General features: G+C 73.6%; 21 protein-coding genes. 14 read left to right on the top strand and 7 right to left on the bottom strand.

Features of this window, described 5'->3' with window-relative positions; all coding sequences use genetic code 11:
• Positions 1-50 precede the first annotated feature (50 nt).
• Positions 51-674, top strand: a complete 624-nt coding sequence (locus tag GD970_RS10970) for a TrmH family RNA methyltransferase (RefSeq protein WP_226925290.1) — start codon at positions 51-53, stop codon at positions 672-674.
• Positions 675-692: 18 nt separating this feature from the next.
• On the opposite strand, the gene GD970_RS10965 is transcribed toward GD970_RS10970, so the two are convergent.
• Entirely contained in the window at positions 693-1061 is a 369-nt protein-coding gene (locus GD970_RS10965) for a cupin domain-containing protein (protein WP_152202932.1), read from the bottom strand.
• A 173-nt stretch (positions 1062-1234) separates the two neighbouring features.
• Between GD970_RS10965 and fbaA the strand changes: the two genes are divergently transcribed.
• On the top strand, positions 1235-2257 hold the full coding sequence (gene fbaA / locus GD970_RS10960) for a class II fructose-bisphosphate aldolase (RefSeq protein WP_152202931.1): 1023 nt from the start codon (positions 1235-1237) through the stop codon (positions 2255-2257).
• Positions 2258-2327: 70 nt separating this feature from the next.
• Here fbaA and GD970_RS10955 read toward each other — a convergent pair whose 3' ends face one another.
• The gene (locus GD970_RS10955) at positions 2328-2657 is read right to left on the bottom strand and encodes an STAS domain-containing protein (protein ID WP_152202930.1); all 330 of its coding nucleotides are present in this window, start codon (positions 2655-2657) and stop codon (positions 2328-2330) included.
• Positions 2658-2825: 168 nt separating this feature from the next.
• On the opposite strand from GD970_RS10955, the gene GD970_RS10950 reads away from it, so the two are divergent.
• The gene (locus GD970_RS10950; protein WP_152202929.1) at positions 2826-5078 is read left to right on the top strand and encodes an ATP-binding SpoIIE family protein phosphatase; all 2253 of its coding nucleotides are present in this window, start codon (positions 2826-2828) and stop codon (positions 5076-5078) included.
• Positions 5079-5389: 311 nt separating this feature from the next.
• On the opposite strand, the gene GD970_RS10945 is transcribed toward GD970_RS10950, so the two are convergent.
• Positions 5390-5770: an STAS domain-containing protein gene (locus GD970_RS10945; RefSeq protein WP_152202928.1), complete on the bottom strand. Its 381-nt coding sequence runs from the start codon at positions 5768-5770 to the stop codon at positions 5390-5392.
• Between the two features lie 357 nt (positions 5771-6127).
• On the opposite strand from GD970_RS10945, the gene GD970_RS10940 reads away from it, so the two are divergent.
• Positions 6128-7414, top strand: coding sequence for an adenylosuccinate synthase (locus tag GD970_RS10940; RefSeq protein ID WP_152202927.1), 1287 nt, complete (start codon positions 6128-6130; stop codon positions 7412-7414).
• A 244-nt stretch (positions 7415-7658) separates the two neighbouring features.
• On the opposite strand, the gene GD970_RS10935 is transcribed toward GD970_RS10940, so the two are convergent.
• Positions 7659-9134 (bottom strand): helix-turn-helix domain-containing protein, encoded by a 1476-nt coding sequence (locus tag GD970_RS10935; RefSeq protein ID WP_152202926.1) that lies wholly within the window; start codon positions 9132-9134, stop codon positions 7659-7661.
• Between the two features lie 123 nt (positions 9135-9257).
• On the opposite strand from GD970_RS10935, the gene GD970_RS10930 reads away from it, so the two are divergent.
• Complete coding sequence (locus GD970_RS10930) at positions 9258-11099, top strand: phosphoenolpyruvate carboxykinase (GTP) (RefSeq protein ID WP_152202925.1); 1842 nt, start codon at positions 9258-9260, stop codon at positions 11097-11099.
• Between the two features lie 131 nt (positions 11100-11230).
• Positions 11231-11740 (top strand): pyridoxamine 5'-phosphate oxidase family protein, encoded by a 510-nt coding sequence (locus GD970_RS10925; RefSeq protein ID WP_152202924.1) that lies wholly within the window; start codon positions 11231-11233, stop codon positions 11738-11740.
• A gap of 73 nt (positions 11741-11813) precedes the next feature.
• Here the strand turns inward: GD970_RS10925 and GD970_RS10920 are convergent, their stop codons facing one another.
• Positions 11814-12119 (bottom strand): DUF2249 domain-containing protein, encoded by a 306-nt coding sequence (locus GD970_RS10920; protein ID WP_152202923.1) that lies wholly within the window; start codon positions 12117-12119, stop codon positions 11814-11816.
• Between the two features lie 77 nt (positions 12120-12196).
• On the opposite strand from GD970_RS10920, the gene GD970_RS10915 reads away from it, so the two are divergent.
• Together GD970_RS10915 and purD are read left to right on the top strand one after the other, a co-directional pair.
• A complete protein-coding gene (locus GD970_RS10915; protein WP_152202922.1) occupies positions 12197-12571 on the top strand; it encodes a DUF2255 family protein in 375 nt (124 codons plus the stop codon).
• A 61-nt stretch (positions 12572-12632) separates the two neighbouring features.
• Positions 12633-13910 (top strand): phosphoribosylamine--glycine ligase, encoded by a 1278-nt coding sequence (gene purD, locus GD970_RS10910; protein WP_152202921.1) that lies wholly within the window; start codon positions 12633-12635, stop codon positions 13908-13910.
• 137 nt (positions 13911-14047) lie between these two features.
• On the opposite strand, the gene gndA is transcribed toward purD, so the two are convergent.
• Positions 14048-15502: an NADP-dependent phosphogluconate dehydrogenase gene (gene gndA / locus GD970_RS10905; protein ID WP_152202920.1), complete on the bottom strand. Its 1455-nt coding sequence runs from the start codon at positions 15500-15502 to the stop codon at positions 14048-14050.
• A gap of 165 nt (positions 15503-15667) precedes the next feature.
• Here gndA and GD970_RS10900 point away from each other — a divergent pair, with 165 nt between their 5' ends.
• The 6 genes from GD970_RS10900 to GD970_RS10875 all read left to right on the top strand — a co-directional run bounded on the left by GD970_RS10900 (position 15668) and on the right by GD970_RS10875 (position 20845).
• A complete protein-coding gene (locus GD970_RS10900) occupies positions 15668-16585 on the top strand; it encodes a phosphoribosylaminoimidazolesuccinocarboxamide synthase (RefSeq protein WP_152202919.1) in 918 nt (305 codons plus the stop codon).
• Positions 16586-16831: 246 nt separating this feature from the next.
• Positions 16832-17941 (top strand): fatty acid desaturase family protein, encoded by a 1110-nt coding sequence (locus GD970_RS10895; RefSeq protein ID WP_152202918.1) that lies wholly within the window; start codon positions 16832-16834, stop codon positions 17939-17941.
• 108 nt (positions 17942-18049) lie between these two features.
• Positions 18050-19006: a nucleoside hydrolase gene (locus tag GD970_RS10890; protein WP_152202917.1), complete on the top strand. Its 957-nt coding sequence runs from the start codon at positions 18050-18052 to the stop codon at positions 19004-19006.
• Positions 19007-19194: 188 nt separating this feature from the next.
• Complete coding sequence (locus tag GD970_RS10885) at positions 19195-19452, top strand: phosphoribosylformylglycinamidine synthase subunit PurS (RefSeq protein WP_152202916.1); 258 nt, start codon at positions 19195-19197, stop codon at positions 19450-19452.
• Complete coding sequence (gene purQ / locus GD970_RS10880) at positions 19452-20165, top strand: phosphoribosylformylglycinamidine synthase subunit PurQ (RefSeq protein ID WP_152202915.1); 714 nt, start codon at positions 19452-19454, stop codon at positions 20163-20165. Before GD970_RS10885 ends, purQ begins: the two co-directional genes overlap by 1 nt.
• Before the next feature lie 104 nt (positions 20166-20269).
• Entirely contained in the window at positions 20270-20845 is a 576-nt protein-coding gene (locus GD970_RS10875) for a YceI family protein (RefSeq protein ID WP_152202914.1), read from the top strand.
• Between the two features lie 21 nt (positions 20846-20866).
• Here GD970_RS10875 and GD970_RS10870 read toward each other — a convergent pair whose 3' ends face one another.
• Positions 20867-22531, bottom strand: coding sequence for an ABC-F family ATP-binding cassette domain-containing protein (locus GD970_RS10870; RefSeq protein WP_152202913.1), 1665 nt, complete (start codon positions 22529-22531; stop codon positions 20867-20869).

Genomic DNA, 22531 nt, shown 5'->3' with positions numbered 1-22531 from the left:
ACGGCGGTCGGGAGCTTGGGGAGGGTCCGGAGCCCGACGGCGGTCGGGACCTGCGCCGGGAGGTCGGCGTCGGGCCGTGGCCGGGTGGCGAGGCCGCCTGGCCGGACGACCCCCGCTACGACCGCGAGCTGCTCGCGCACGGCGACCGCCGCAACGTCGTCGACCGGTACCGGTACTGGACGGTCGCGGCGATCGTGGCCGACATCGACGCCCGCCGACACCCCCTGCACGTGGCGATCGAGAACTTCGCCCACGACATGAACATCGGCTCCGTGGTGCGCACGGCCAACGCGTTCGCCGTCGCCGAGGTGCACATCGTCGGGCGCCGGCGGTGGAACCGGCGCGGGGCCATGGTGACCGATCGCTACCAGCACCTGCGCCACCACGACGACGTCGCCACCCTGCTCGCGTGGGCGGGCGCGGCGGGGCTGCCCGTGCTGGGCATCGACAACGTGCCCGGCTCGGTGCCGATCGAGGGCCGGACGCTGCCGCGCGAGTGCGTGATGCTCTTCGGTCAGGAGTCCGCCGGCCTGAGCCCCGACGCCCTCGCCGGGTGCGCGGAGATCCTGCACATCACCCAGTACGGCTCGACCCGCTCGATCAATGCCGGCGCGGCCGCGGCCGTGGCGATGCACGCATGGATGGTCCAGCACGCCGGGCCGGCGCCCTCCTGATGCCGTCCGGCGGTAGGGCTACCCCTGCTTCTTCGCCCAGACGGAGGCGCCCTGCCAGTCCACTGCGACCGCCGGTTCGTCGCCCACCACCCAGGCGTCGTGGCCCGGCGGGATGGAGGCGACCTCGCCCGGGGCGCCCTCGAACTCCGTGCCGTCCTCCATCTGCACGTGGATGCGGCCGGAGATGAGGTACTGCTGGTGCGGCGCCATGCACAGGTCGGTGCCGGCGACCGGCTTGACGTGCTCGGACCAGCGCCACCCCGGCTGCAACGTGATTCGCCCCACCTGGGCGTCCCCGGCGAGGTTGACCAGCTCCATCCGCCACTTCTCGCCCTCGCGGACCTCGTCGGGCTGGTCGAACGTGACGTGTTCCAGCGGCTGGCTCATGACGGTGCCCCCTGACGGTGCCTGCGGACCCGACCATGCAGCGCCGGCGCCCCTGGACATGTCAAGCCCCGAGACCCTGGGGCGGGGGTCCCACTGGGGCGGGGGTCCCGGTGCCCGCGCCGAGAAGATGAAAGAATCTCGGCGGAACAGCAAATCACGAGACAGGAGCTGACGTGCCCATCGCAACCCCTGAGGCCTACGCCGAGATGATCGACCGGGCCAAGGCGGGCAAGTTCGCCTACCCGGCCATCAACGTGACCTCCTCGCAGACCGTCACCGCCGCGCTGCGCGGCTTCGCTGAGGCGGAGAGCGACGGCATCCTCCAGGTCTCCGTCGGCGGCGGGGAGTACGCCTCCGGCGCGACGATCAAGGACGCCGTCACCGGCACCGTCGCCCTGGCCCGGTACGCCGCCGAGGTCGCGAAGAACTACGGCGTGACCATCGCGCTGCACACCGACCACTGCGTCAAGGAGAACCTCGACCGCTGGGTCCGCCCGCTGCTCGCGCTCGAGGCGGAGGAGGTCGCCGCCGGCAAGCAGCCGACCTTCCAGTCGCACATGTTCGACGGCTCCACCGTGCCGCTGGACGAGAACCTCGTCATCGCCGAGGAGCTGCTCGAGCTGTCGCAGAAGGCCCGCACCCTCCTCGAGATCGAGATCGGCGTCGTCGGCGGCGAGGAGGACGGCCACGAGGCCGAGATCAACGAGAAGCTCTACACCACCCCCGAGGACGGCCTGGCCACCGTGCGGGCGCTGGGCACGGGCGAGCGGGGCCGCTACCTCACCGCCCTGACCTTCGGCAACGTCCACGGCGTGTACAAGCCGGGCGCGGTCAAGCTGCGCCCGGAGCTGCTCGGCGAGATCCAGCAGGTCGTGGGCCAGGAGGTCGGCAAGGAGAAGCCGTTCGACCTCGTCTTCCACGGCGGCTCCGGCTCCAGCGCCGAGGAGATCGCCCTCGCGGTGGACAACGGTGTCATCAAGATGAACATCGACACCGACACCCAGTACGCCTTCACCCGCCCGGTGGTGGACCACATGTTCACCAACTACGACGGCGTGCTGAAGATCGACGGCGAGGTGGGCAACAAGAAGGCCTACGACCCGCGCGCCTGGGGCAAGCTCGCCGAGGGCGGGATGGCCGCCCGGATCGTGGAGGCCTGCCAGCAGCTGCGCTCGGCCGGCACCAAGATGGCCTGACCCTGAGTGAGCGTGGCCCGGCGCCGTCGGCGCCGGGCCACGCGGCGTTCGGGGACGCGGAGATGCGCCGTCAGGCCGCGTCGCCGCCCGTGGGCGGCTCGTCCTCGGGGAAGCCGGGGTCGACGTCGACGACGTCGACGACCTCGCCGATCCGCGTGACGCCGAGCAGGAACCGCACGACGTCGGGCGGCTCGATCATCGTCAGCCGTCCGGGCGTCCGGTGCGCCAGCCGGGCGAGCATGCTCACGCCCGAGGAGTCCATGAAGGTGACGTGCCGGGCGTCGATCTCGACGGGCAGGCCCGCGCGCTCGGCCTCGCTGACCGCCTCGGTGAGGTCGGCGGACAACGCGACGTCGACCTCGCCGGAGAGCACGAGCCTGGTCCGCGATGATGAGACCATGACGTGCACCGAACCGGTCTCCGCCGCTCCCGCAGCGTCCGGGCCGGGGCGGCCCGCTGGCTCGTCCTGTGTCACGTCGTGCACGTCACTCCCCTTCGCCTCGATCGGCACGTGCGTCCCGCGCGTTCACGGGGCATCGTAAGGAACGCTAACGGATCGGAGGACCTGATGGTGAAATCCCGCGGCCCGGCGCGTGCGCCCGGCGTCCCCGCCGGGGCGGAGGGACCGCGCACCGCCGCGGGCGGCGCGACCACGCCGGAGGCCGCCGCGCCCGTGTGCGCCAGCTCGGTCCTCGAGCAGCTGCCCGACGCCGTGCTGGTGCTGGGCCGCGGGGACCGGGAGTGGGAGGTCGAGTTCGCCAACGACGCCGCCGTGGAGCTGTGCGGGTTCGAGCGCACGCAGCTCCTCAGCGGCGTCGCCGACCCTCGGCACGTCCTCGGCCTCGAGGCCGAGGGGGCGCGGGCCGTGGTCACCGCCCTGGAGCAGGACCACCCGACCACGCTGCGGGTCGCGGCGCACCGGCCGGACGGCACGGGCTACTGGGCGGGTATCGCGCTGGCCCCGCTGGAGGACGGCGAGGGCGGACAGCGCTGGAGCGCCGTCGTGCGGGACGTCTCCGCCCAGGTGGCCAGCGCCCAGCTCGAGCGGGTGCGCCTGGACGCCGAGCGGCGCGCGCGCGTGGCGCTGAGCCTGGTCGCGCGCGTCTCGGACCTCCTCCAGGAGGTCGACTCCGGGGACGTGCTGCGCGCCATCGCCGACATGCTCACCCGCCAGGTCGTCGCCTGGAGCGCCTTCTACGTGCCCGGCCGCACCCTGCGGGAGGTCGACGGTATCGAGGACGACCCGCCGCCCGCCCGCCCGGGAGGCCGGTCCGCCACCGAGCGCCACGCCAAGGACGAGGTCCTCGACCTCGTGCTCGCCGGCGCCATGCGCACGCTGCGCCTCGACCCGGACCAGCCCGCGCCGGAGGGCACCCTCACCGCGGAGCTGCTCGAGCTGGTCGTGCCGCACCTCGCGGAACGACCCGACGCGCTGCGTGAGGTCCTCGTCTTCCCGGTCCTGGGCCGTCAGCGCACGCTCGCGCTGCTCGTCGCGCTGCCGCGCCGGGCCAGCGCGGTGGTGATCGACGACCTGACGGACGGGAACAAGGAGGTGCAGGGCTTCCACGAGGAGGTCCAGACCGTCCTCGAGCTGACCGCCCGCCGCGTGGGCATGGCGATGGACAACGCCCAGCTCTACGCCCGCGAGCACGTGCTCGCCGAGACGCTGCAGCGGGCGATGCTGCCCGAGCAGGACGACGTCACCGGCCTGGACGTGTGGACGTACTACGCCCCCAACGCCGAGCACGCCCAGGTGGGCGGGGACTGGTACGACGTCGTCAACCTCCGGGCCGACACCGTCGCGGTGGTCATCGGCGACGTCGTCGGTCACGACGTGGAGGCCGCGGCGGCGATGGGGCAGCTGCGGTCGGTGGTGCGGGCGCTGGCCGCCGAGCTGATCGACCCCGGCACCGTGCTCGGGCGGGTCGACGGCCTGGTCACCAGCATGCGGATCCCGCGCAGCGCCTCCCTCGTGTACGCCACCCTCACGCCGCTGGAGGAGGGGGCTTGGGAGTTCGCGTACTCCCGCGCCGGGCACCTGCCGCCGCTGCGGGTGCGCGGCGGGGAGGTCAGCGTGCTCGACGGCGCCGGCGGCACCCTGGTGGGCTTCAGCACCGGCGAGCGGGAGACCGCCCACACCCTCGTGCGGCCCGGGGACGTCCTCGTCCTCTACACCGACGGCCTCATCGAGCGCCGCGACCGGCCCATGCGCGCGGGCCTCGACGCCCTCAAGGAGCTCGCCGGCCAGGTGCACGCGCCGGACGCCGCCGGCGTGGGCGAGGAGCTGCTGTGGCTGGCCGACGCCCCCGAGGACGACGTCGCGATGGTCGTCATCCGGGTCCCCGGCGGCCCCGAGGGCGAGGTCGACGGCGCGGCGCCGCGGCAGCGCCGCTGGCAGCTGCCCATGGACGCCAGCTCGATCGGTCGGGCCCGCCACGCCGTGCGGCGCACGTGCCGCGCCTGGGGGATGCAGGAGGTCGCCGCCGCAGAGCTGGTCATCTCCGAGCTCATGGCCAACGCCGTCATGCACGGCTGGGGCCGGATCGGGCTGCGGCTGCAGGACACCGGCGACGGGCTGCGCATCGAGGTCGAGGACGCCAACCCGGCGCCGCCGATCACCCGCGAGCGCTCCGCGAGCCGGGTCGGGGGCTTCGGCATGCACATCGTCGACCGGCTCGCCGACTGGGGCTGGCGTCCGACGCCGACCGGCAAGGTGGTCTGGGCCCGGCTACGCTCCCAGCCCCGCTCCTCGGCCGGCGAGCACCCGTTCGGGTCGGTGCTCGAGCCGGGCGACGACGGAGCGGGCGAGGCCGAGGACTGACGGGGAGGGCGGGCCGGCGCGGGAACGCGTCGGCGCGCCGGCGTCAAAGCCGTGACGGACGGCGCCGGCGAGGGCTCGGCCGTCGGGGGAGGGCGGCGGCGAGGTTCCGGAGGTTCCGGCAGTCGGGAGGCCGCGCCGAGTGGGACGACGTTGCGGTCATCCGCGCTCGGAGACAGCAACATCGTCGATTTCGCGTCGATCGGGAATGCGCGGTGCGGCGCGCCGGTCGTTCAGCGCGCCGGTCGTTCAGCATGCGCCAGGTCGGCGCCGGGAGAACCACGGCTCGCCGATACCGGGAAGCGGGCCGGCGGTCAGTGCGAGTTGTCGAGCTGGCGGGACTCGCGCTCCGCCCGCAGTCGCCCCTGCTCGCCGCTGAGCTCGCAGCGGTGCTCGCGATCGATCCGGAACAGGGGCAGTGCCCCGCAGATCTCCAGGACGAACAGGTCCCGCTCGCTCACGCCGCGCAGCACCGTCGCCCCGCCGCGGCGGGACCCGGCCTCGGCCAGCGCCATGAGGAAGGCGGCACCGGTGGAGTCCATGAAGCTCACCCGGCACATGTCGATGACGAGCAGCTGGCGTCGCAGCCCGCTCACCCGGGCGGTGACCTCGGGGAATCGTTCGCGCTCGGCGAGATCGAGGTCGCCGGTGATCGTGACGGTCGCCGTTGCCGACGACGCCGAGATCTCGATCATCCGCACTTCCTCCTCCGGGACCCCGTCCGGGTCACGGACCTTCCGCGACTCTGGGCGCGTCCATGTCACGTGTGGGACGTCTCCAGTCCCACGAACCTAACGCGCGTTTTCCGGAGATGCACGTCGGGGTGGCGTTCCGGCGTGTGGACGCAGTCACGTCGGCCGCCGCTGACGGCCGCGCTTGCCCGGCGCGGAGGCCGCCTGCGCTCCCTGTGCTGATCACCTGGCTCCGCGGCGGTCCCGTGCCCGCGGAGCCGTGCCGTCGGCCGTTTCATGCCCGCGGAGCCGTGCCGGCGAGGGCGCTCCGGTAGCCTCGTCGGGGCGCCGACCGGCGTTCGTGGCGTGGAAGGGACCGAAATGCCAGCCGTGGTGGTCGTCGGAGCACAGTGGGGCGACGAGGGCAAGGGGAAGGCGACCGACCAGCTCGGCTCGCGCGTGGACTACGTCGTGAAGTTCAACGGCGGCAACAACGCCGGGCACACCGTCGTCGTAGGGGACGAGAAGTACGCCCTGCACCTGCTGCCCTCGGGCATCCTCACGCCCGGCTGCACCCCGGTGATCGGCAACGGCGTCGTCGTCGACCTCGAGGTGCTCTTCGAGGAGCTCGACGCCCTCAGCGCCCGCGGCGTGGACGTCTCCAAGTTGCTCGTCTCGGCCTCGGCGCACATCATCCCGCCGTACAACCGCACGCTGGACAAGGTCACCGAGCGGTTCCTCGGCAAGCGGCAGATCGGCACCACCGGCCGGGGCATCGGCCCGACCTACGCCGACAAGATGAGCCGGGTGGGCCTGCGCATCCAGGACATCTTCGACGCGAGCATCCTGCGCCAGAAGGTCGAGGGCGCGCTGGCCCAGAAGAACCAGATGCTCGTCAAGGTGTACAACCGCCGCGCCGTCGACGTCGACGAGATCACCGACGGCCTGCTGGCCTACGCCGAGCGGCTGCGCCCGATGGTCGCCGACACCTCCCTCGTGCTCAACCAGGCCCTCGACGCCGGCCAGACGGTGCTGTTCGAGGCCGGCCAGGCCGCCATGCTCGACGTCGACCACGGCACCTACCCGTTCGTCACCTCCTCCTCGGCGACCGCGGGCGGGGCGTGCACCGGGTCGGGCGTGGGGCCCACCCGCATCGACCGCGTCGTCGGCGTCAGCAAGGCCTACGTCACCCGCGTCGGCGAGGGACCGTTCCCCACCGAGCTGCACGACGAGTCGGGCGAGTACCTGCGCCGCACCGGCGGGGAGTACGGCACCACGACCGGCCGGCCCCGCCGCACCGGCTGGTACGACGCCGTCGTCGCCCGGTATGCCACGCGCATCAACGGGCTGACGGACCTGGTCCTGACCAAGCTCGACGTGCTCACCGGCCTGGAGAAGATCCCGGTGTGCGTCGCCTACGACGTCGACGGCGTCCGTTACGACGAGATGCCCGCCGACCAGTCCTCCTACCACCACGCCCGGCCCATCTACGAGGAGCTCGACGGCTGGTCGGAGGACATCAGCGCCGCCCGCGCCTTCGAGGACCTGCCCGCCAACGCCCAGCGCTACGTGCTGGCGCTTGAGGAGATGAGCGGCACGCGGATCTCCGCCGTCGGCGTCGGGCCGGACCGCGAGGCGACGATCGCGCGGCACGACCTGCTCGACTGAGCGCTCGCCCGGGCGGCTGCGGCCGCCCGGGCCGTCGGCGCGCTCGCTCGCCCGGTTCACCCGGCGCTCCAGTTCTCGGCCGCCGCTCCAGTTCTCGTCGACCGCTGCAGCTAGGACTGGCGCGCTCGCCGGGAACTGCCGCCCTCGCCGGGAACCGCCGCCCCCGCCGGGAACTGCCGCCTTCGCCGAGGGCTGCCGCCCCCGCCGCGGCCCGGCGCGCCCGCCCGGCGCGCCGGCTCCGCCCTCAGGACTCCGGGGCGTGCGCCTCGAGGAACTCGTACACCTCGGTGTCGTCGACCCCCGGGAACGTCCCCGACGGCAGCGGCCGCAGCACGTGGGCGTGCATCTTCGCGCTCGGCCAGGACTTCTCCCGCCAGCGCGAGGCCAGCTCGGGGCTGGGCCGGCGGCAGCAGCCCTCGTCGGGGCAGGTGGACTGCGCCCGCAGGGTCGTCTCCCGGCCGCGGAACCACTTCGCGTGGGCGAAGGGCACCCCGAGGGTGATGGAGAACTCCTGCTCCGTCGTCGTGCCGGTCTGCGTGCTGCACCAGTACGTGCCCGCGGGGGTGTCGGTGTACTGGAAGAACTCGGTGGTGCGGTTGCGCCGGCCGAACGCCGCCCGCGCCGCCCACTTGCGGCACAGCAGCTGCCCCTCGATCGCCCCGGTGGCGTCGGTGGGCAGCGGCACGCCGTCGTTCTCGTAGCCGCGGTAGAGGTCACCGTCGCTGTTGGCGCGGATGAAGTGGACCGGGATGCCCAGGTGCGCCGTGGCCAGGTTGGTGAAGCGCTGGGCGGCGGAGTGGTGGGTCACGCCGAAGGCGTCGCGGAAGTCCTCCATCGCCAGGTCCTTGGCGGCCTTCTTCTTCTCGAGGAACGCCAGGGCGGCGAAGCGCGGCACCAGGCAGCACGCGGTGAAGTAGGCCAGCTCCTGGCGCTGGCGCAGGAAGTCGCCGTAGTTGCGCGGGTTCTCGTGCCCGAAGATGCGGTGCGCCATCGCCTGCAGGGCGAGCGAGCGCAGCCCGTAGCCGCCGGGGATGGACGCCGGGGGCAGGTAGATCCGCCCGTTCTCCAGGTCGGTGATGGTGCGGGTGGAGTGGGGCAGGTCGTCGACGTGGATGATCGTGAAACCCAGCCGGTCGGCCATCTGGGAGACCATGTGGTGAGTCAGCGCCCCGCCGGTGTAGCCCACCGAACGGACGAAGTCCTCGGCCATCTCCTCGATCTCGGGCACGTAGTTGTTGCGGGCCTGCATCTCCAGGCGCAGCTCGGTGTTGATGCGCCGGGCCTCCTCCGGGGTGGCGATCGCGGCGCGGGCGCGCCGGTCCAGCTCGGCGTGCAGGGCCACCAGCGACTCCAGCGCGTCCATGGGCAGCCGGCGCCCGGGCCGCACCGGCGGCACCCCGAGCGAGGCGAACACCGGGCTGCGCTGGGCCCGCTCGAGGGCGATCTCGAGCATCGCCCGCCGGTCCGGCGGCGGCTCGGGGCTGAGCAGCGCCGCCGGGCTGGTCCCCAGCGCCTCGGCGAGCGCGGTGAGCAGCGAGAGCCGCGGCTCACGGCGCCCGTTCTCCACCAGAGACAGCTGGCTCGTCGTTGAGCCGACGGCGGAGGCCAGCTCTCGCAGGGTGAGCCCCGCCGCGGTGCGGGCGTGGCGGATCCGCCGGCCAAGGACGAGCGGATCCGTGCCCTGTCTGGAATTCTGGGTGGCAGAGGTCTCAGCGGCCATGGTTTGACAGTAGTGAAACTTTGGCTGTTTTTACTAGCAGGTCCGCGTTGAAGGGGGCCGAGAATGCACCGAGAGTGGATACAGGACGCGGAAGAGCGTGCCGCAGGACCCTCGGAGGAAAGCATGACGACGACCGACGCCCGCCCGAGCACCGTGCCGGTGACGGGCCTGCCGATCACCAACCCGGACCTGGAGGCCTGGGTCCAGCAGATCGCGGCCCTGACCGAGCCGGACGAGATCTACGTGTGCGACGGCTCCCAGGAGGAGTACGACCGCTTCGCCGCGCGGCTCGTCGAGGCGGGCACGTTCATCAAGCTCGACGAGGCCAAGCGGCCGAACAGCTACCTGGCGCGCTCCGAGCCGTCGGACGTCGCCCGGGTCGAGTCGCGCACGTTCATCGCCTCGGAGAAGGAGATCGACGCCGGCCCGACCAACAACTGGGCCGAGCCGACCGCCATGCGCGAGGAGCTGCGCGGGGTCTTCGCCGGCTCGATGCGGGGCCGCACGATGTACGTCGTGCCCTTCTCCATGGGTCCGGTCGGCGGCCCGATCTCCCGCGTGGGCGTCGAGGTCACCGACTCGCCCTACGTCGTCGTCTCGATGCGGATCATGACCCGGATGGGTGCCGCCGCGCTCGAGCAGATCGAGAAGGGCGCGGACTGGGTCCCCGCGGTCCACTCGGTGGGCTACCCGCTGCGCGACGCCGAGGGTGCCGAGCGCCCGGACGTGGCCTGGCCGTGCAACGACACCAAGTACATCGTCCACTTCCCCGAGACCCGCGAGATCTGGTCCTACGGCTCCGGCTACGGCGGCAACGCCCTGCTCGGCAAGAAGTGCTACGCGCTGCGCATCGCCTCGGTCCTGGGCCGGGACGAGGGCTGGATGGCCGAGCACATGCTCGTCCTGAAGATCACCGGCCCCGACGGGCGCGTCTACCACCTCGCCGCCGCCTTCCCCTCCGCCTGCGGCAAGACCAACCTCGCCATGCTGCGCCCGACCATCCCCGGCTGGAAGGTCGAGACCATCGGCGACGACATCGCCTGGATGCGGCCCGGCCCGGACGGCCGGCTCTACGCGATCAACCCCGAGGCCGGGTTCTTCGGCGTCGCCCCGGGCACCGGCGAGACGACCAACCCGACGGCGATCGCGGCGCTGGACCGCGACGTCGTCTTCACCAACGTCGCCCTGACCGACGACGGCGACGTGTGGTGGGAGGGCCTGACCGACGAGGTGCCCGAGCACCTCATCGACTGGCAGGGCAACGACTGGACGCCGGACGCCGACCGCCCGGCCGCCCACCCGAACTCCCGGTTCACCGTGCGCGCCGACCAGGCCCCGTCCATCGCCCCGGAGTGGGAGGACCTCGGCGGGGTGCCGATCGACGTCATCCTCTTCGGCGGGCGCCGCGCCACCAACGTCCCGCTCGTCGCCGAGGCGTACGACTGGGAGCACGGGGTGTTCATCGGTGCCACCGTCTCCTCCGAGCAGACCGCGGCCGCCGAGGGCGCCGTCGGCGCCCTGCGCCGCGACCCGTTCGCCATGCTGCCCTTCTGCGGCTACAACATGGCCGACTACTGGGGCCACTGGCTGGAGATGGGCGAGAAGCTCGGCGACAAGGCCCCGCGCATCTTCCAGGTCAACTGGTTCCGCAAGGGCCACGACGGCACGTTCCTGTGGCCCGGGTTCGGTGAGAACTCCCGGGTGCTCGAGTGGGCCCTGCGCCGGGTCAACGGCGAGGTGGGCGCGCGCGACGCCGCCACCGGCCGGCTGCCCCGGGCCGAGGACCTCAACCTCGAGGGCCTGGACCTGTCCGAGGAGGACCTCGCCGAGCTCTTCGCGATCGACCCGGCCAGCTGGGCCGCGGAGGCCGACCTCACCGAGGAGTACTTCGCCCAGTTCGGCGCGCGCCTGCCCGACGCGATGACCGACCAGCTCGCCGCGCTGCGCGAGCGGCTCGGCGGCTGACGCACCGACGAGACGCCGCGGCCCCGCCCCCGTGAGGGAGGCGGGGCCGCGGCGTCCGTGACGTGCTCCCCGGGACGGGCCCGTCGAACTCACGGCTCGTGCCCGCCACCCGCCCGTCCTACCGTGACGGCATGGGCGAGCCGCGTGCCGAGCGTCCCTACATGCCCGACTACGGGGTCGGCGCCTCGCGCTGGCGCGAGCTGCCGTGGTCCTGGGCGGCGGCGAAGCTGGCGGCGAGCCGCAACTACTGGCTCTCCACCGCCTCCGGCTCGGGCCGCCCGCACGCGCTGCCCGTCCGGGGCGTGTGGGACGACGGCGAGCACCGGTTCGCGTTCTCGTGCGGTCCGCACTCGCGCAAGGCCGCGGACCTGGAGGCCAACCCCTACGTGGCGCTCGCGGTGGACGACAGCGCCGAGTGCCTCTCCCTCGAGGGACGGGCCGCCGTGCTGCGCGACCGCGACCGGCGCGCGACGTGGATCGCCCGCTACCTCGACAAGTACGAGCACGTCGCCCCGGCGCTGGGGGACGACTTCCTGCGCCAGGGCCTGGTCGTCGAGATCGTCCCCGCCCGGGCCTTCGCGGTGCTCGACCGCGCGCCGGACCTCGCCGAGCGCTCCACCCGCTGGTCCTTCGACGGCTGAGCCGCGCACCGTGCCCGGTGCGAGGGGTGGCCCCGGTGCCGGCGCCGTCGACGACGCCGGGGCCGGTCGGGGGTCAGCGGCGCGTGAGGCGCAGCTTCCAGGCCTCCGGGCCGCGCTGGAGGTAGCCGACCTCGAAGGCGCCCGGCTCGCGCTGCTCGATCTGGGCCAGCAGGGGGAGCGGGTCGTGCGGGGCGACGAGGTCCAGCGCGAACCCGGGGGCGATGGCGTCCAGCGCGCCGAACACCGTGGCGTGCCGGATGGCGTGGGGGATCATCCGCACGTCCAGCTCGGGGACGTCCTGGTCGTGCTCGCCGCAGGCGCACCCGCCCGCCCGGCCGGCTTCCCTGCTGCTGCGGATCTCGACGTCGTTGATGGCCATGTGGCTCGTCCTTCCCGGAAGGTGCTGACCCCGCGACAATAACGAAGGGGAAATCCGTGAAAAAGGAGGAGGGTGCGATGACCTGGACCCGGCACGAGCTCGACGCCATCGGCGGCGCGGACGAGCTGCAGGTCGCCTCCCTGCGCGCGGACGGGACGCTGCGCCGGTACGTCACCATCTGGGTGGTCCGCTCCGGCGAGGACGTCTACATCCGCTCGGCCTACGGCAAGGACAACCCCTGGTTCGTCCGGGCGCTGCGCAGCGGCGCCGGGCGCGTCCGCGCCGGCGGCGTCGAACGCGACGTGACCTTCGTGCGGCCCGCGGCGGACGTCCGCGCCGCCGTCGACGCCGCCTACCACGCGAAGTACGACCGCTACGGGCAGGCCCTGGTCCGCACCGTCACCGGCCCCGACGCCGGGGAGACCACCCTGCGGGTCGTCCCGCGTACCTAGCTCGGCCCGCTCCGCGAGACGCGACCCGGGCGCCGCGGCGGGCCCCCAGTAGGCTCACCGGGTGAGGATCCTGCTTATCGGGTCGGGCGCGCGCGAGCACGCCCTGGCCCGGTCCCTGGCCCGTGACGAGCGCGTCGAACGGCTGGTGGTGGCCCCGGGCAACCCGGGCACCGCCGCGATCGCCACCAACGTCCCCCTCGACATCCTCGACGGCGCCGCCGTGGTGGCCGCCGCCCGTGACCTGGACGCCGACCTCGTCGTCATCGGGCCCGAGGCCCCGCTCGTCGCCGGCGTCGCCGACGCAGTGCGCGAAGCCGGCTTCGCCTGCTTCGGCCCCGACCGGGAGGCGGCCCGCCTGGAGGGCTCCAAGGCGTTCGCCAAGGAGATCATGGCCGCCGCCGGGGTGCCCACCGCGCTGGCCCGGGTGTGCACGACCGAGGCGCAGGTCGTCGACGCGATGGAGGCCTTCGGCGCCCCCTACGTCATCAAGGACGACGGCCTGGCCGCGGGCAAGGGCGTCGTCGTCACCGCCGACCGTGAGGAGGCGCTCGCCCACGCCCGCGCCTGCCTCGCGAAGGAGGGCGGGGACCCGGCCACCCACGGCGAGCCCGCCGTCGTCGTCGAGGAGTTCCTCGACGGCCCCGAGGTCTCCCTGTTCTGCCTGTGCGACGGCTCAGAGGTCGTGCCGCTCGCCCCGGCGCAGGACTACAAGCGGCTGGGCGACGGCGACGCCGGCCCGAACACCGGCGGCATGGGCGCCTACTCCCCGCTCACCTGGGCGCCGGAGACCCTCACCGCCGAGGTCGTCGAGCGGGTCGCCCAGCCGGTGGTGCGCGAGATGGCCCACCGCGGCACGCCCTTCGTCGGCCTGCTCTACTGCGGCCTCGCCCTGACCTCCCGCGGCCTGCGGGTCGTGGAGTTCAACGTCCGCTTCGGCGACCCCGAGACCCAGGTGGTCCTCGCCCGCCTGGAGTCCTCCCTCGGGGAGGCCCTCCTGGCCGCGGCCACCGGCCGCCTGGACCAGGCCGGCGAGCTGCGCTGGAGCCCCGGCGCCGCCGTGACCGTCGTCGTCGCCGCCCAGGGCTACCCCGGCCAGGTCCGCACGGGCGACCCCCTCACCGGCCTGAGCGAGGCCGAGGCGGTCGAGGGCGTCCACGTGCTGCACGCCGGCACCGCCCTGGACGGGGACGACCGGGTGGTCAGCGCCGGCGGACGCGTGCTCAGCGTCGTCGGCACCGGGGAGGACGTGGCCGCCGCCCGGGCCGCGGCCTACGCCGGGGTGGACCGGGTCCGGCTGGACGGCTCCCAGCACCGCACCGACATCGCCGCGGGGCGCTGACCGGGGCCTTCCGCGCGAGGCCCGCAGGAACGACGGCGGCCGAGGCCCACGCGGGACGGCGGACAAGGCGCGAACGACGACGGCGGCCGGTCACCGAGGAGGTGACCGGCCGCCGTCGTGCGCGGGCGCCCGTCAGGTCAGGACTGCTTCTCCTCCGACCGGTCGCCCGACCACAGGGTGTGGAACACGCCCTCCTGGTCGACCCGGCGGTAGGTGTGGGCCCCGAAGAAGTCGCGCTGGGCCTGGATGAGCGCGGCGGGCAGCCGCTCGGCGCGGATGCCGTCGTAGTAGCTCAGCGACGAGGCGAACGCCGGGGTGGGCACGCCGTTGAGGGCGGCCTGGGAGACGACCCGGCGCCACGCGGCGACGCCGTTGCCGACCGCCCCGGTGAAGTACGGGTCGGCGAGCAGCAGCGGCAGGTCCGCCTGGCGCTCGTAGGCCTCGGTGATGCGGTTGAGGAACCGGGCGCGGATGATGCAGCCGCCGCGCCAGATGCGGGCCATCGCCCCGCGGTCGATGTCCCAGCCGAACTCGTCCGAGGCGGCCGCGATCTGGTCGAAGCCCTGGGAGTAGGCCACCACCTTGGAGGCGTACAGGGCCAGGCGCACGTCCTCGATGAAGGCGTCGCGGTCGGTGACGTCCCAGGTGCCGGCCTCGGCGGGCAGCGCCGCGCGGGCGGCCTCGCGCTGGGGCACCGAGCCCGACAGGGCGCGGGCGAAGGTCGCCTCGGCGATGCCGGTGATCGGCACGCCCAGGTCGAGGGCGTTCTGCACGGTCCAGCGCCCGGTGCCCTTCTGCTCGGCCTGGTCCAGGACGATGTCCACGAACGCCTTGCCGGTCTGGGGGTCGGTGTGCTGGAGCACGTCCGCGGAGATCTCGATGAGGAAGGACTCCAGGTCCCCGGCGTTCCACTCCTCGAAGATCTTGCCGATCTCGGCCGCCGAGGCGCCCAGGCCCTGGCGGAGCAGGTCGTAGGCCTCGGCGATGAGCTGCATGTCGGCGTACTCGATGCCGTTGTGCACCATCTTGACGAAGTGGCCGGCGCCGTCGGGGCCGACGTGCGTGCAGCACGGGACGCCGTCGACGTGCGCGGAGATGGACTCCAGCATCGGGCCGAGGCGGTCGTAGGACTCCTTGGTGCCGCCGGGCATGATGGACGGGCCGTTGAGCGCGCCCTCCTCGCCGCCGGAGACGCCGGAGCCGACGAAGTGCAGTCCCTTCTCCTTCAGCGCCTGCTCGCGGCGGATGGTGTCCGGGAAGTGCGCGTTGCCGGCGTCGACGATGATGTCGCCGGGCTCCATGTACTGGGCCAGCTCGTCGATGACGGCGTCGGTCGGGGCGCCCGCCTTGACCATGATGAGGGCCACGCGGGGCTTGGCGAGCGAGGCGACGAAGTCCTCCATGGACTCCGACGGGACGAAGGTGCCCTCGTCGTCGTGCTCGGAGACCAGCTTCTCCGTCCGGGCGTAGGTGCGGTTGTGCACGGCGACCTTGTGGCCGTGACGGGCGAAGTTCCGGGCCAGGTTCGAGCCCATGACCGCCAGTCCGGTCACGCCGATGTCTGCCACACCGACGGGCTTCTCGCTTGCCATGTCCACTTCCTCCTGGGGTTGGGCTGCACAGGCTTCCCGGAAACCGTACGCGGTCGGCCAACCCGGTGGCTCACCCGTGCCATGAGTTGCCGGTCCGGCGCCGGCCGCCGGTCGCATGCCGGACCGCGGCAGACGGCGCCGGGGGGCGGCTGCCAGGATGGCGCCATGACGACCACGCCCGGGACCGCACCCGACCTCGAGGGCTGGACGCACGCCCACTCCGGCAAGGTCCGCGACCTGTACGTGCCCGCCGGCGCCACCTCGGGCGCGGGCGGCGACGTCGTCCTCGTCGTCGCCTCGGACCGCATCAGCGCCTTCGACTACGTGCTGCCGACGACGATCCCGGACAAGGGCAAGATCCTCACCGCGATGAGCCTGTGGTGGTTCGAGCAGCTCGAGGACGTCGTCCCCCACCACGTCGTCTCCCTCGACGTGCCCGGGCAGGTCGCCGGGCGGGCGATGATCTGCCGCCAGCTGCGCATGTACCCCATCGAGTGCGTGGCCCGCGGGTACATCACCGGCTCGGCGCTGAGCGAGTACCGCGCCACCGCCTCGGTGTGCGGGGTGCCGCTGCCGCCCGGCCTGGTCGAGAGCGACAAGCTGCCCGAGCCGATCTTCACCCCGGCCGCCAAGGCCCAGATGGGCGAGCACGACGAGAACATCACCTTCGAGGACATGGCCGAGCGGGTGGGGGACACGGCCGCGCGCCGGCTGCGCGAGACGACGCTGGAGGTCTACGAGCGCGCCGCCGACCTCGCCGCCCGCCGCGGCATGATCCTGGCCGACACCAAGCTCGAGTTCGGGGCGTCCCCGCACCCCGGCGAGCCGGAGATCGTCCTGGCCGACGAGGTGCTCACCCCCGACTCCTCGCGCTTCTGGGCGGCGGCGGACTACGAGCCCGGCCGGCCCCAGCTGAGCTACGACAAGCAGTTCGTGCGCGACTGGCTGCTCTCCCCGGACGCCGGCTGGGACCGGCGCGACGACACCCCGCCGCCGGCGCTGCCCGACGACGTCGTCGAGCGCACCCGCGAGCGCTACGTCGAGGCCTACGAGCTGCTGACCGGGCGCACCTTCACCGCCTGAGAGAGGGCAGCGCGGCGGGCGCGCGACCCGTCGGCGGCCCCGGGCGCCGCCCCCAGGGTGTCCGCGGCGCCGCCTCAGGGTGGCCCCTGCGACGCCTCAGGGCGGCCCTCTACGGCGCCGTAACCTACGGCACCGTAGGCAGAGGTATCGGTCGGCGCCGTTCCGTGTCACACTCGCTGCAGGCGGTCGCCCGTGACCGCCAGTGCGGCCCGTGGTCGCGCCCCCTCGAGCACCCAGGTGGCGGCCATGAGCCTGACCCTCAGCCCAACGACATCCCCCCATACTGGGGGTGGGCGCGCGACGCCGCGCACCGCCCGCGAGCGGCAGGTCAGCGACTTCACCGCGCTGACCGCCAAGGTGCAGGAGCGCGGCCTCATGCGCCGGGCCTACGGCTACTACTGGTCGAAGCTCATCGGGCTCACGGTGGCCGGGCTGGTGCTGGCCGCGACGTTCGTCCACATGGGCGACACGTGGTGGCAGCTGAGCACCGCCGTCGTCCTCGCCCTGCTCATGACGCAGATCGCCTTCCTGGGCCACGACGCGGCCCACCGGCAGATCTTCGTCTCCGGCAAGTGGAACGAGTGGGTCTCCCTCATCGTGGTGAACCTCTTCGCCGGGATGGGCCTGGGGTGGTGGCAGCGCAAGCACACCAAGCACCACGCCGCGCCGAACAAGGTCGACACCGACCCCGACATCGACTCGGGCGTGCTCGCCTTCACGCCGCAGGCGGCCGCGGCCCGCAGGTCGCGGCTCGGGCGCTGGCTGGCCACCAAGCAGGGCTGGTTCTTCTTCCCGCTGCTGCTGCTCGAGGGTGTGAACCTGCACGTGCAGGGGCTGCGCCGGGTGCTGAGCCGGGAGAAGGTCAAGCGCCGCTGGGTGGAGCTGGGCTTCATCAGCTTCCGGCTCGTGAGCTACGTCGCGCTGGTGTTCCTCATCCTGCCGCCCGGCAAGGCCGCCGCGTTCATCGGGGTCCAGCTCGCCGTCTTCGGCCTGTACATGGGCCTGTCCTTCGCGCCCAACCACATCGGCATGCCGCTCGTGCCGCCCACCGTCAAGATCGACTTCCTGCGCCGCCAGGTCCTCATGAGCCGCAACATCACCGGCGGGCGCTGGGTCGACACGTTCATGGGCGGGCTGAACTTCCAGGTCGAGCACCACCTCTTCCCCTCCATGGCACGGCCGAACCTGCGCAAGGTGGCCCCGATGGTGCGGGCGTACTGCGAGCAGCTCGGCGTGCGCTACACCGAGACCTCGCTCGGGCAGTCCTACAAGGCCGTGCACGACTACATCAACCGGGTCGGCCGCGGCGGCCTGGACGTGTGGGCCTGCCCGCTGGCCGTGCAGTACCGGGTCTGACGCGCGGGGGCTGCCAGGCCCGACGCCGCAGCCGGCGTTGGGCGGCCTGCCTCTACTGAGCCCGCACCGGCATTGCGCCGCCGGCCGCCGGCGCGGCACGGTGGGCCCGTGACCGATCCCACGCCGGCGCCACGCCGCGTCGTCCTCGACTGCGACCCCGGTCACGACGACGCCCTCGCCCTGCTCCTCGCCGCCGGCCACCCGGGCATCGACATCGCCGCCATCACCACCGTGGGCGGCAACCAGACGCTGGAGAAGGTGACCCGCAACGCCCTCGCGGTGGCGACCGTGGCCGGGCTCGACGACGTCGTCGTCGCCGCCGGGTGCGACCGGCCGCTCGTGCGTGACGCGGTCCTGACCGACCCGCGCACCCACGGCGAGAGCGGGCTGGACGGGCCGGTGCTGCCCGAGCCGGCCGTGGCCCTGGACCCGCGCCACGGCGTCGACGTCATCATCGAGGCCGTCATGGCCGCCGGGCCCGGGACCGTCACGCTCGTGCCCACCGGGCCGCTGACCAACGTCGCCACCGCGCTGCGCCGCGAGCCTTGCATCGCCGCCCGGGTGCGGGAGGTCGTCCTCATGGGCGGCGGGTACTCCAAGGGCAACGTCACCGCCGCCGCGGAGTTCAACATCTACACCGACCCCGAGGCGGCGCACGTCGTCTTCTCCGCGCCCTGGCGGGTCACCATGGTGGGCCTCGACCTCACCCACCAGGCGCTGGCCACCCCCGACGTCGTCGAGCGGTTCCGGGCGCTGGGGACGACGGCGGGCCGCTTCGTCGTCGACATGCTCGACTTCTTCGGCCCGGCCTACCGCGCCAAGCAGGGCTTTCCCGCCCCGCCGGTGCACGACGTGTGCGCCGTCGCGCGGGTCATCGACCCCGACGTGGTGCGGGTGCGGCCCGCGCACGTCGCCGTGGAGCTGCGCGGGGAGCACACCACCGGCATGACGGTGACCGACTTCGCGGGCCGGGAGGGCCAGGAGCTCGACCACCTGGTGGCCACCGAGCTGGACGTGGCCCGGTTCTGGGACCTCGTGCTGGGGGCCGTCGGCCGCCTGCCCTGACCGTGCCGCCCGGCCGGGGAGCCGCATGGCCGCTCTGGCCGCCCGGCGAGAGGAGGGGCGGCGCGCGGCGAGGGGAGGCACGGGCGGCCGCTGTGGCGCGGCTCTCGCCGCCCATGGACGGCCCTTCGGGCGCGCCGGAGCGAGCGGTTACCCTGGCCTCGCCGCCGCCGAGACACCAGGAGCGAAGTATGGGACGCATCGTCGTCGAGGTCATGCCGAAGCCGGAGATCCTCGATCCCCAGGGCAAGGCTGTCGCGGGGGCGCTGCCGCGGCTGGGCCTGGACCAGTTCACCGGCGTGCGCCAGGGCAAGCGCTTCGAGCTCAGCGTCGACGGCGAGGTCACCCCCGAGCTCATCGACGCCGCCCGCAAGGCGGCCGAGACGGCGCTGTCGAACCCGATCATCGAGGACGTCGTGGGCGTCTACGACGCCGAGGAGCAGCGCTGATGTCCGCCGCCAGCGGTGCCCGGATCGGCGTCGTGACCTTCCCCGGCACCCTGGACGACCGCGACGCCCAGCGGGCCGTCCGCCTGGCCGGCGCCGAGCCGGTCGCGCTGTGGCACGCCGACGCGGACCTGCACGGCGTCGACGCCGTCGTCCTGCCCGGGGGCTTCTCCTACGGCGACTACCTGCGCTGCGGCGCCATCGCCCGCTTCGCCCCGGTGATGGGCGAGGTGGTGGCCGCCGCCCAGGGCGGGCTGCCCGTGCTGGGCATCTGCAACGGCTTCCAGATCCTGTGCGAGGCGCACCTGCTGCCCGGCGCCCTCATCCGCAACGACCACCAGCACTTCATCTGCCGCGACCAGCAGCTGCGCGTGGAGAGCACCCGGACCCCGTGGACGGCGGACCTCGCCGCCGACGAGGTCATCACCATCCCGCTGAAGAACGGCGAGGGCGGCTTCGTCGCCGACGAGGACACGCTGAACCGGATCGAGGGGGAGGGCCAGGTCGTCTTCCGCTACGCGGGGATGAACCCCAACGGCTCCCTGCGCGACATCGCCGGCGTGAGCAACGCCCGCGGCAACGTCGTCGGGCTCATGCCCCACCCCGAGCACGCCGTCGAGCCCGGTTTCGGGCCCGACGTCCCCGGCGCGCCGCGCGGCGGCACCGACGGGCTGCGGCTGTTCACCTCGGTGATCGGCTCGCTCGTCTCCGCCTGATCGGAAGACGTCGTTCCGAAAAACCGTCGGCGTGGTCCCGGCAAGGGTAGGGTCTCCGACAGCCGTCTAAGATACCCGGCGACGGTCTTCGAAGGAGGAAGACGATGGCGGAACTCGACGCCAGCACGCTGAGCGGGGAATGGATCTTCGACCCCGACCACACCCGAATCGGGTTCTCCGCCCGGCACGCCATGGTGACGAAGGTGCGGGGCGCCTTCAACGACGTCGACGGGCACATCCACGTCGACGCCGCCAACCCGGCCAACTCCACGGTGGAGGTCCGGGTCAAGGCCGCCAGCGTCGACACCCGCAACGCCCAGCGCGACGAGCACCTGCGCAGCGCGGACTTCTTCGACGTCGAGACCTACCCGGAGATCGTGTTCACCAGCTCCACGGTGGACGAGGTCGAGGACAACACCTTCATGGTGGTCGGCGACCTGACCATCCGCGGCATCTCCAAGCAGGTGGCCATCCCGCTCGACCTCGTCGGGGTCCACCGCGACGCCAACGGCCAGCTGCGCGCCGGCTTCGAGGGCACCCGCCGGGTCAACCGGCGCGACTGGGGCCTGGAGTGGCAGGTCGCCCTGGACACCGGCGGCGTGCTGGTGTCGGAGAAGATCACGCTCGAGTTCGAGATCTCCGCGGTCAAGGTCGAGGACCAGGCCTCCGGCGCCGCCTGACGGCTCACGCTGCCTGACGGCTCACGCCGCCGGCAGCTCGCGCAGCCTGCCCGCCTCGAGCTCCCACCGGCGGGTCGCGCGCACCTCGGCGAGCATCCGCCGGTCGTGCGTGACCAGCAGCACGGTGCCGGGGAAGGACTCCACCGCCTGCTCCAGCTGGACGATGGCGGGCAGGTCCAGGTGGTTGGTCGGCTCGTCGAGGACGAGCAGGTTGACCCCGCGGGCCTGCAGCAGCGCGAGCGCGGCCCGGGTCCGCTCGCCGGGGGAGAGCGAGGCCGCGGGGCGCACGGCGTGCTCCCCGCCCAGCCCGAACTTCGCCAGCAGCGTGCGCACCTCCGCCGCGGGCCACTGCGGCACCAGCGCGCCGAACGCCGTCGCGAGCGGCTCGGTGCCCGCGAACAGGGCGCGCGCCTGGTCCACCTCGCCGACGGCCACCGAGGCGCCCAGCGCGGCCCGCCCCTCGTCCGGGGCCAGCCGGCCGAGCAGCACCGCGAGGAGGGTGGACTTGCCCGAGCCGTTCGCCCCGGTGATGACGATCCGGTCGCCGTAGTCCACCTGGGCGGTGACCGGGCCGAAGGTGAAGCCGCCGCGGCGCACCACGGCGCCGTCGAGCGTGGCCACGACGCTGCCGCTGCGCGGGGCGGCGGCGATGGACATCCGCAGCTCCCACTCCTTGCGCGGCTCCTCGACCCTCTCGAGCCGGTCGATGGCCCGCTCGGTCTGGCTGACCTTCGCGGCCTGCTTCTCGGTCCGGGCGACCGCGTGCGCCTTGACGTGCTTGTCCGGCTCGCGGCGGGCGGCCTTCTTGCGGGCGTTGCGCACGCCCTTGTCCACCCAGGACTTCTGCATCTGCGCCCGCGCCCGCAGCTCGCCGAGCCGGTCCGCGTAGTCCTCGTAGGCCTCGCGGGCGTGGCGGCGCGCCAGCTCCCGCTCGGCCAGGAAGGCCTCGTAGCCGCCGTCGTAGACGCTGACCTGCTGCTGGGCCAGGTCCAGCTCGACGACGCCGGTCACGGTGCGGGCGAGGAACTCCCGGTCGTGGCTGACGACGACGAGCGGGGCCCGCGAGCCGGCGACGAACCGTTCCAGGCGCTCGAGCCCGGCGAGGTCGAGGTCGTTGGTCGGCTCGTCGAGGAGCAGGACGTCGTGGCGCGAGAGCAGCAGCGCGGCCAGCGACGTGCGGGCGGCCTCCCCGCCCGACAGCGCGGTCATCTCGGCGTCGAGCCCGACGCCGAGGCCGACGTCGGCGGCCACCTCCTCGGCCCGCTCGTCCAGGTCCGCCCCGCCGAGCGCGAGCCAGCGGTCCAGGGCCGTGGCGTACGCGTCGGCGGTGGCGGCGTCGTCGGGGCGGGCGGCCAGCTCGTGCGCCGCGTGCTCCATCGCCGCCGTCGCCGCGGCCACCCCGGTGCGCCGGTGCAGCAGCTCGCGGACCGTCTCGCCGGGGCGGCGCTCGGGCTCCTGGGCGAGGTAGCCCACGGTCGCCTCCGCCGGGGCCAGCGTGGCCCGCCCGGAGATCTCCGCGCCGGTCGGCAGGCCGGCGAGGGCGGCGAGCAGGGTCGACTTCCCGGCGCCGTTCGCGCCCACCAGCCCCCACACGTCCCCGGGGGCGATGGTGAAGGAGAGGTCGGAGAACAGGCGGCGGGCGCCGCGGGCGGCGCCGAAGCCGGCGACGTGGAGGGTGGCGGGCAC

It is taken from the genome of Georgenia thermotolerans (assembly GCF_009193185.1).
Classification (GTDB): domain Bacteria; phylum Actinomycetota; class Actinomycetes; order Actinomycetales; family Actinomycetaceae; genus Georgenia; species Georgenia thermotolerans.
This window is presented reverse-complemented; position numbering and strand designations above follow the sequence as displayed.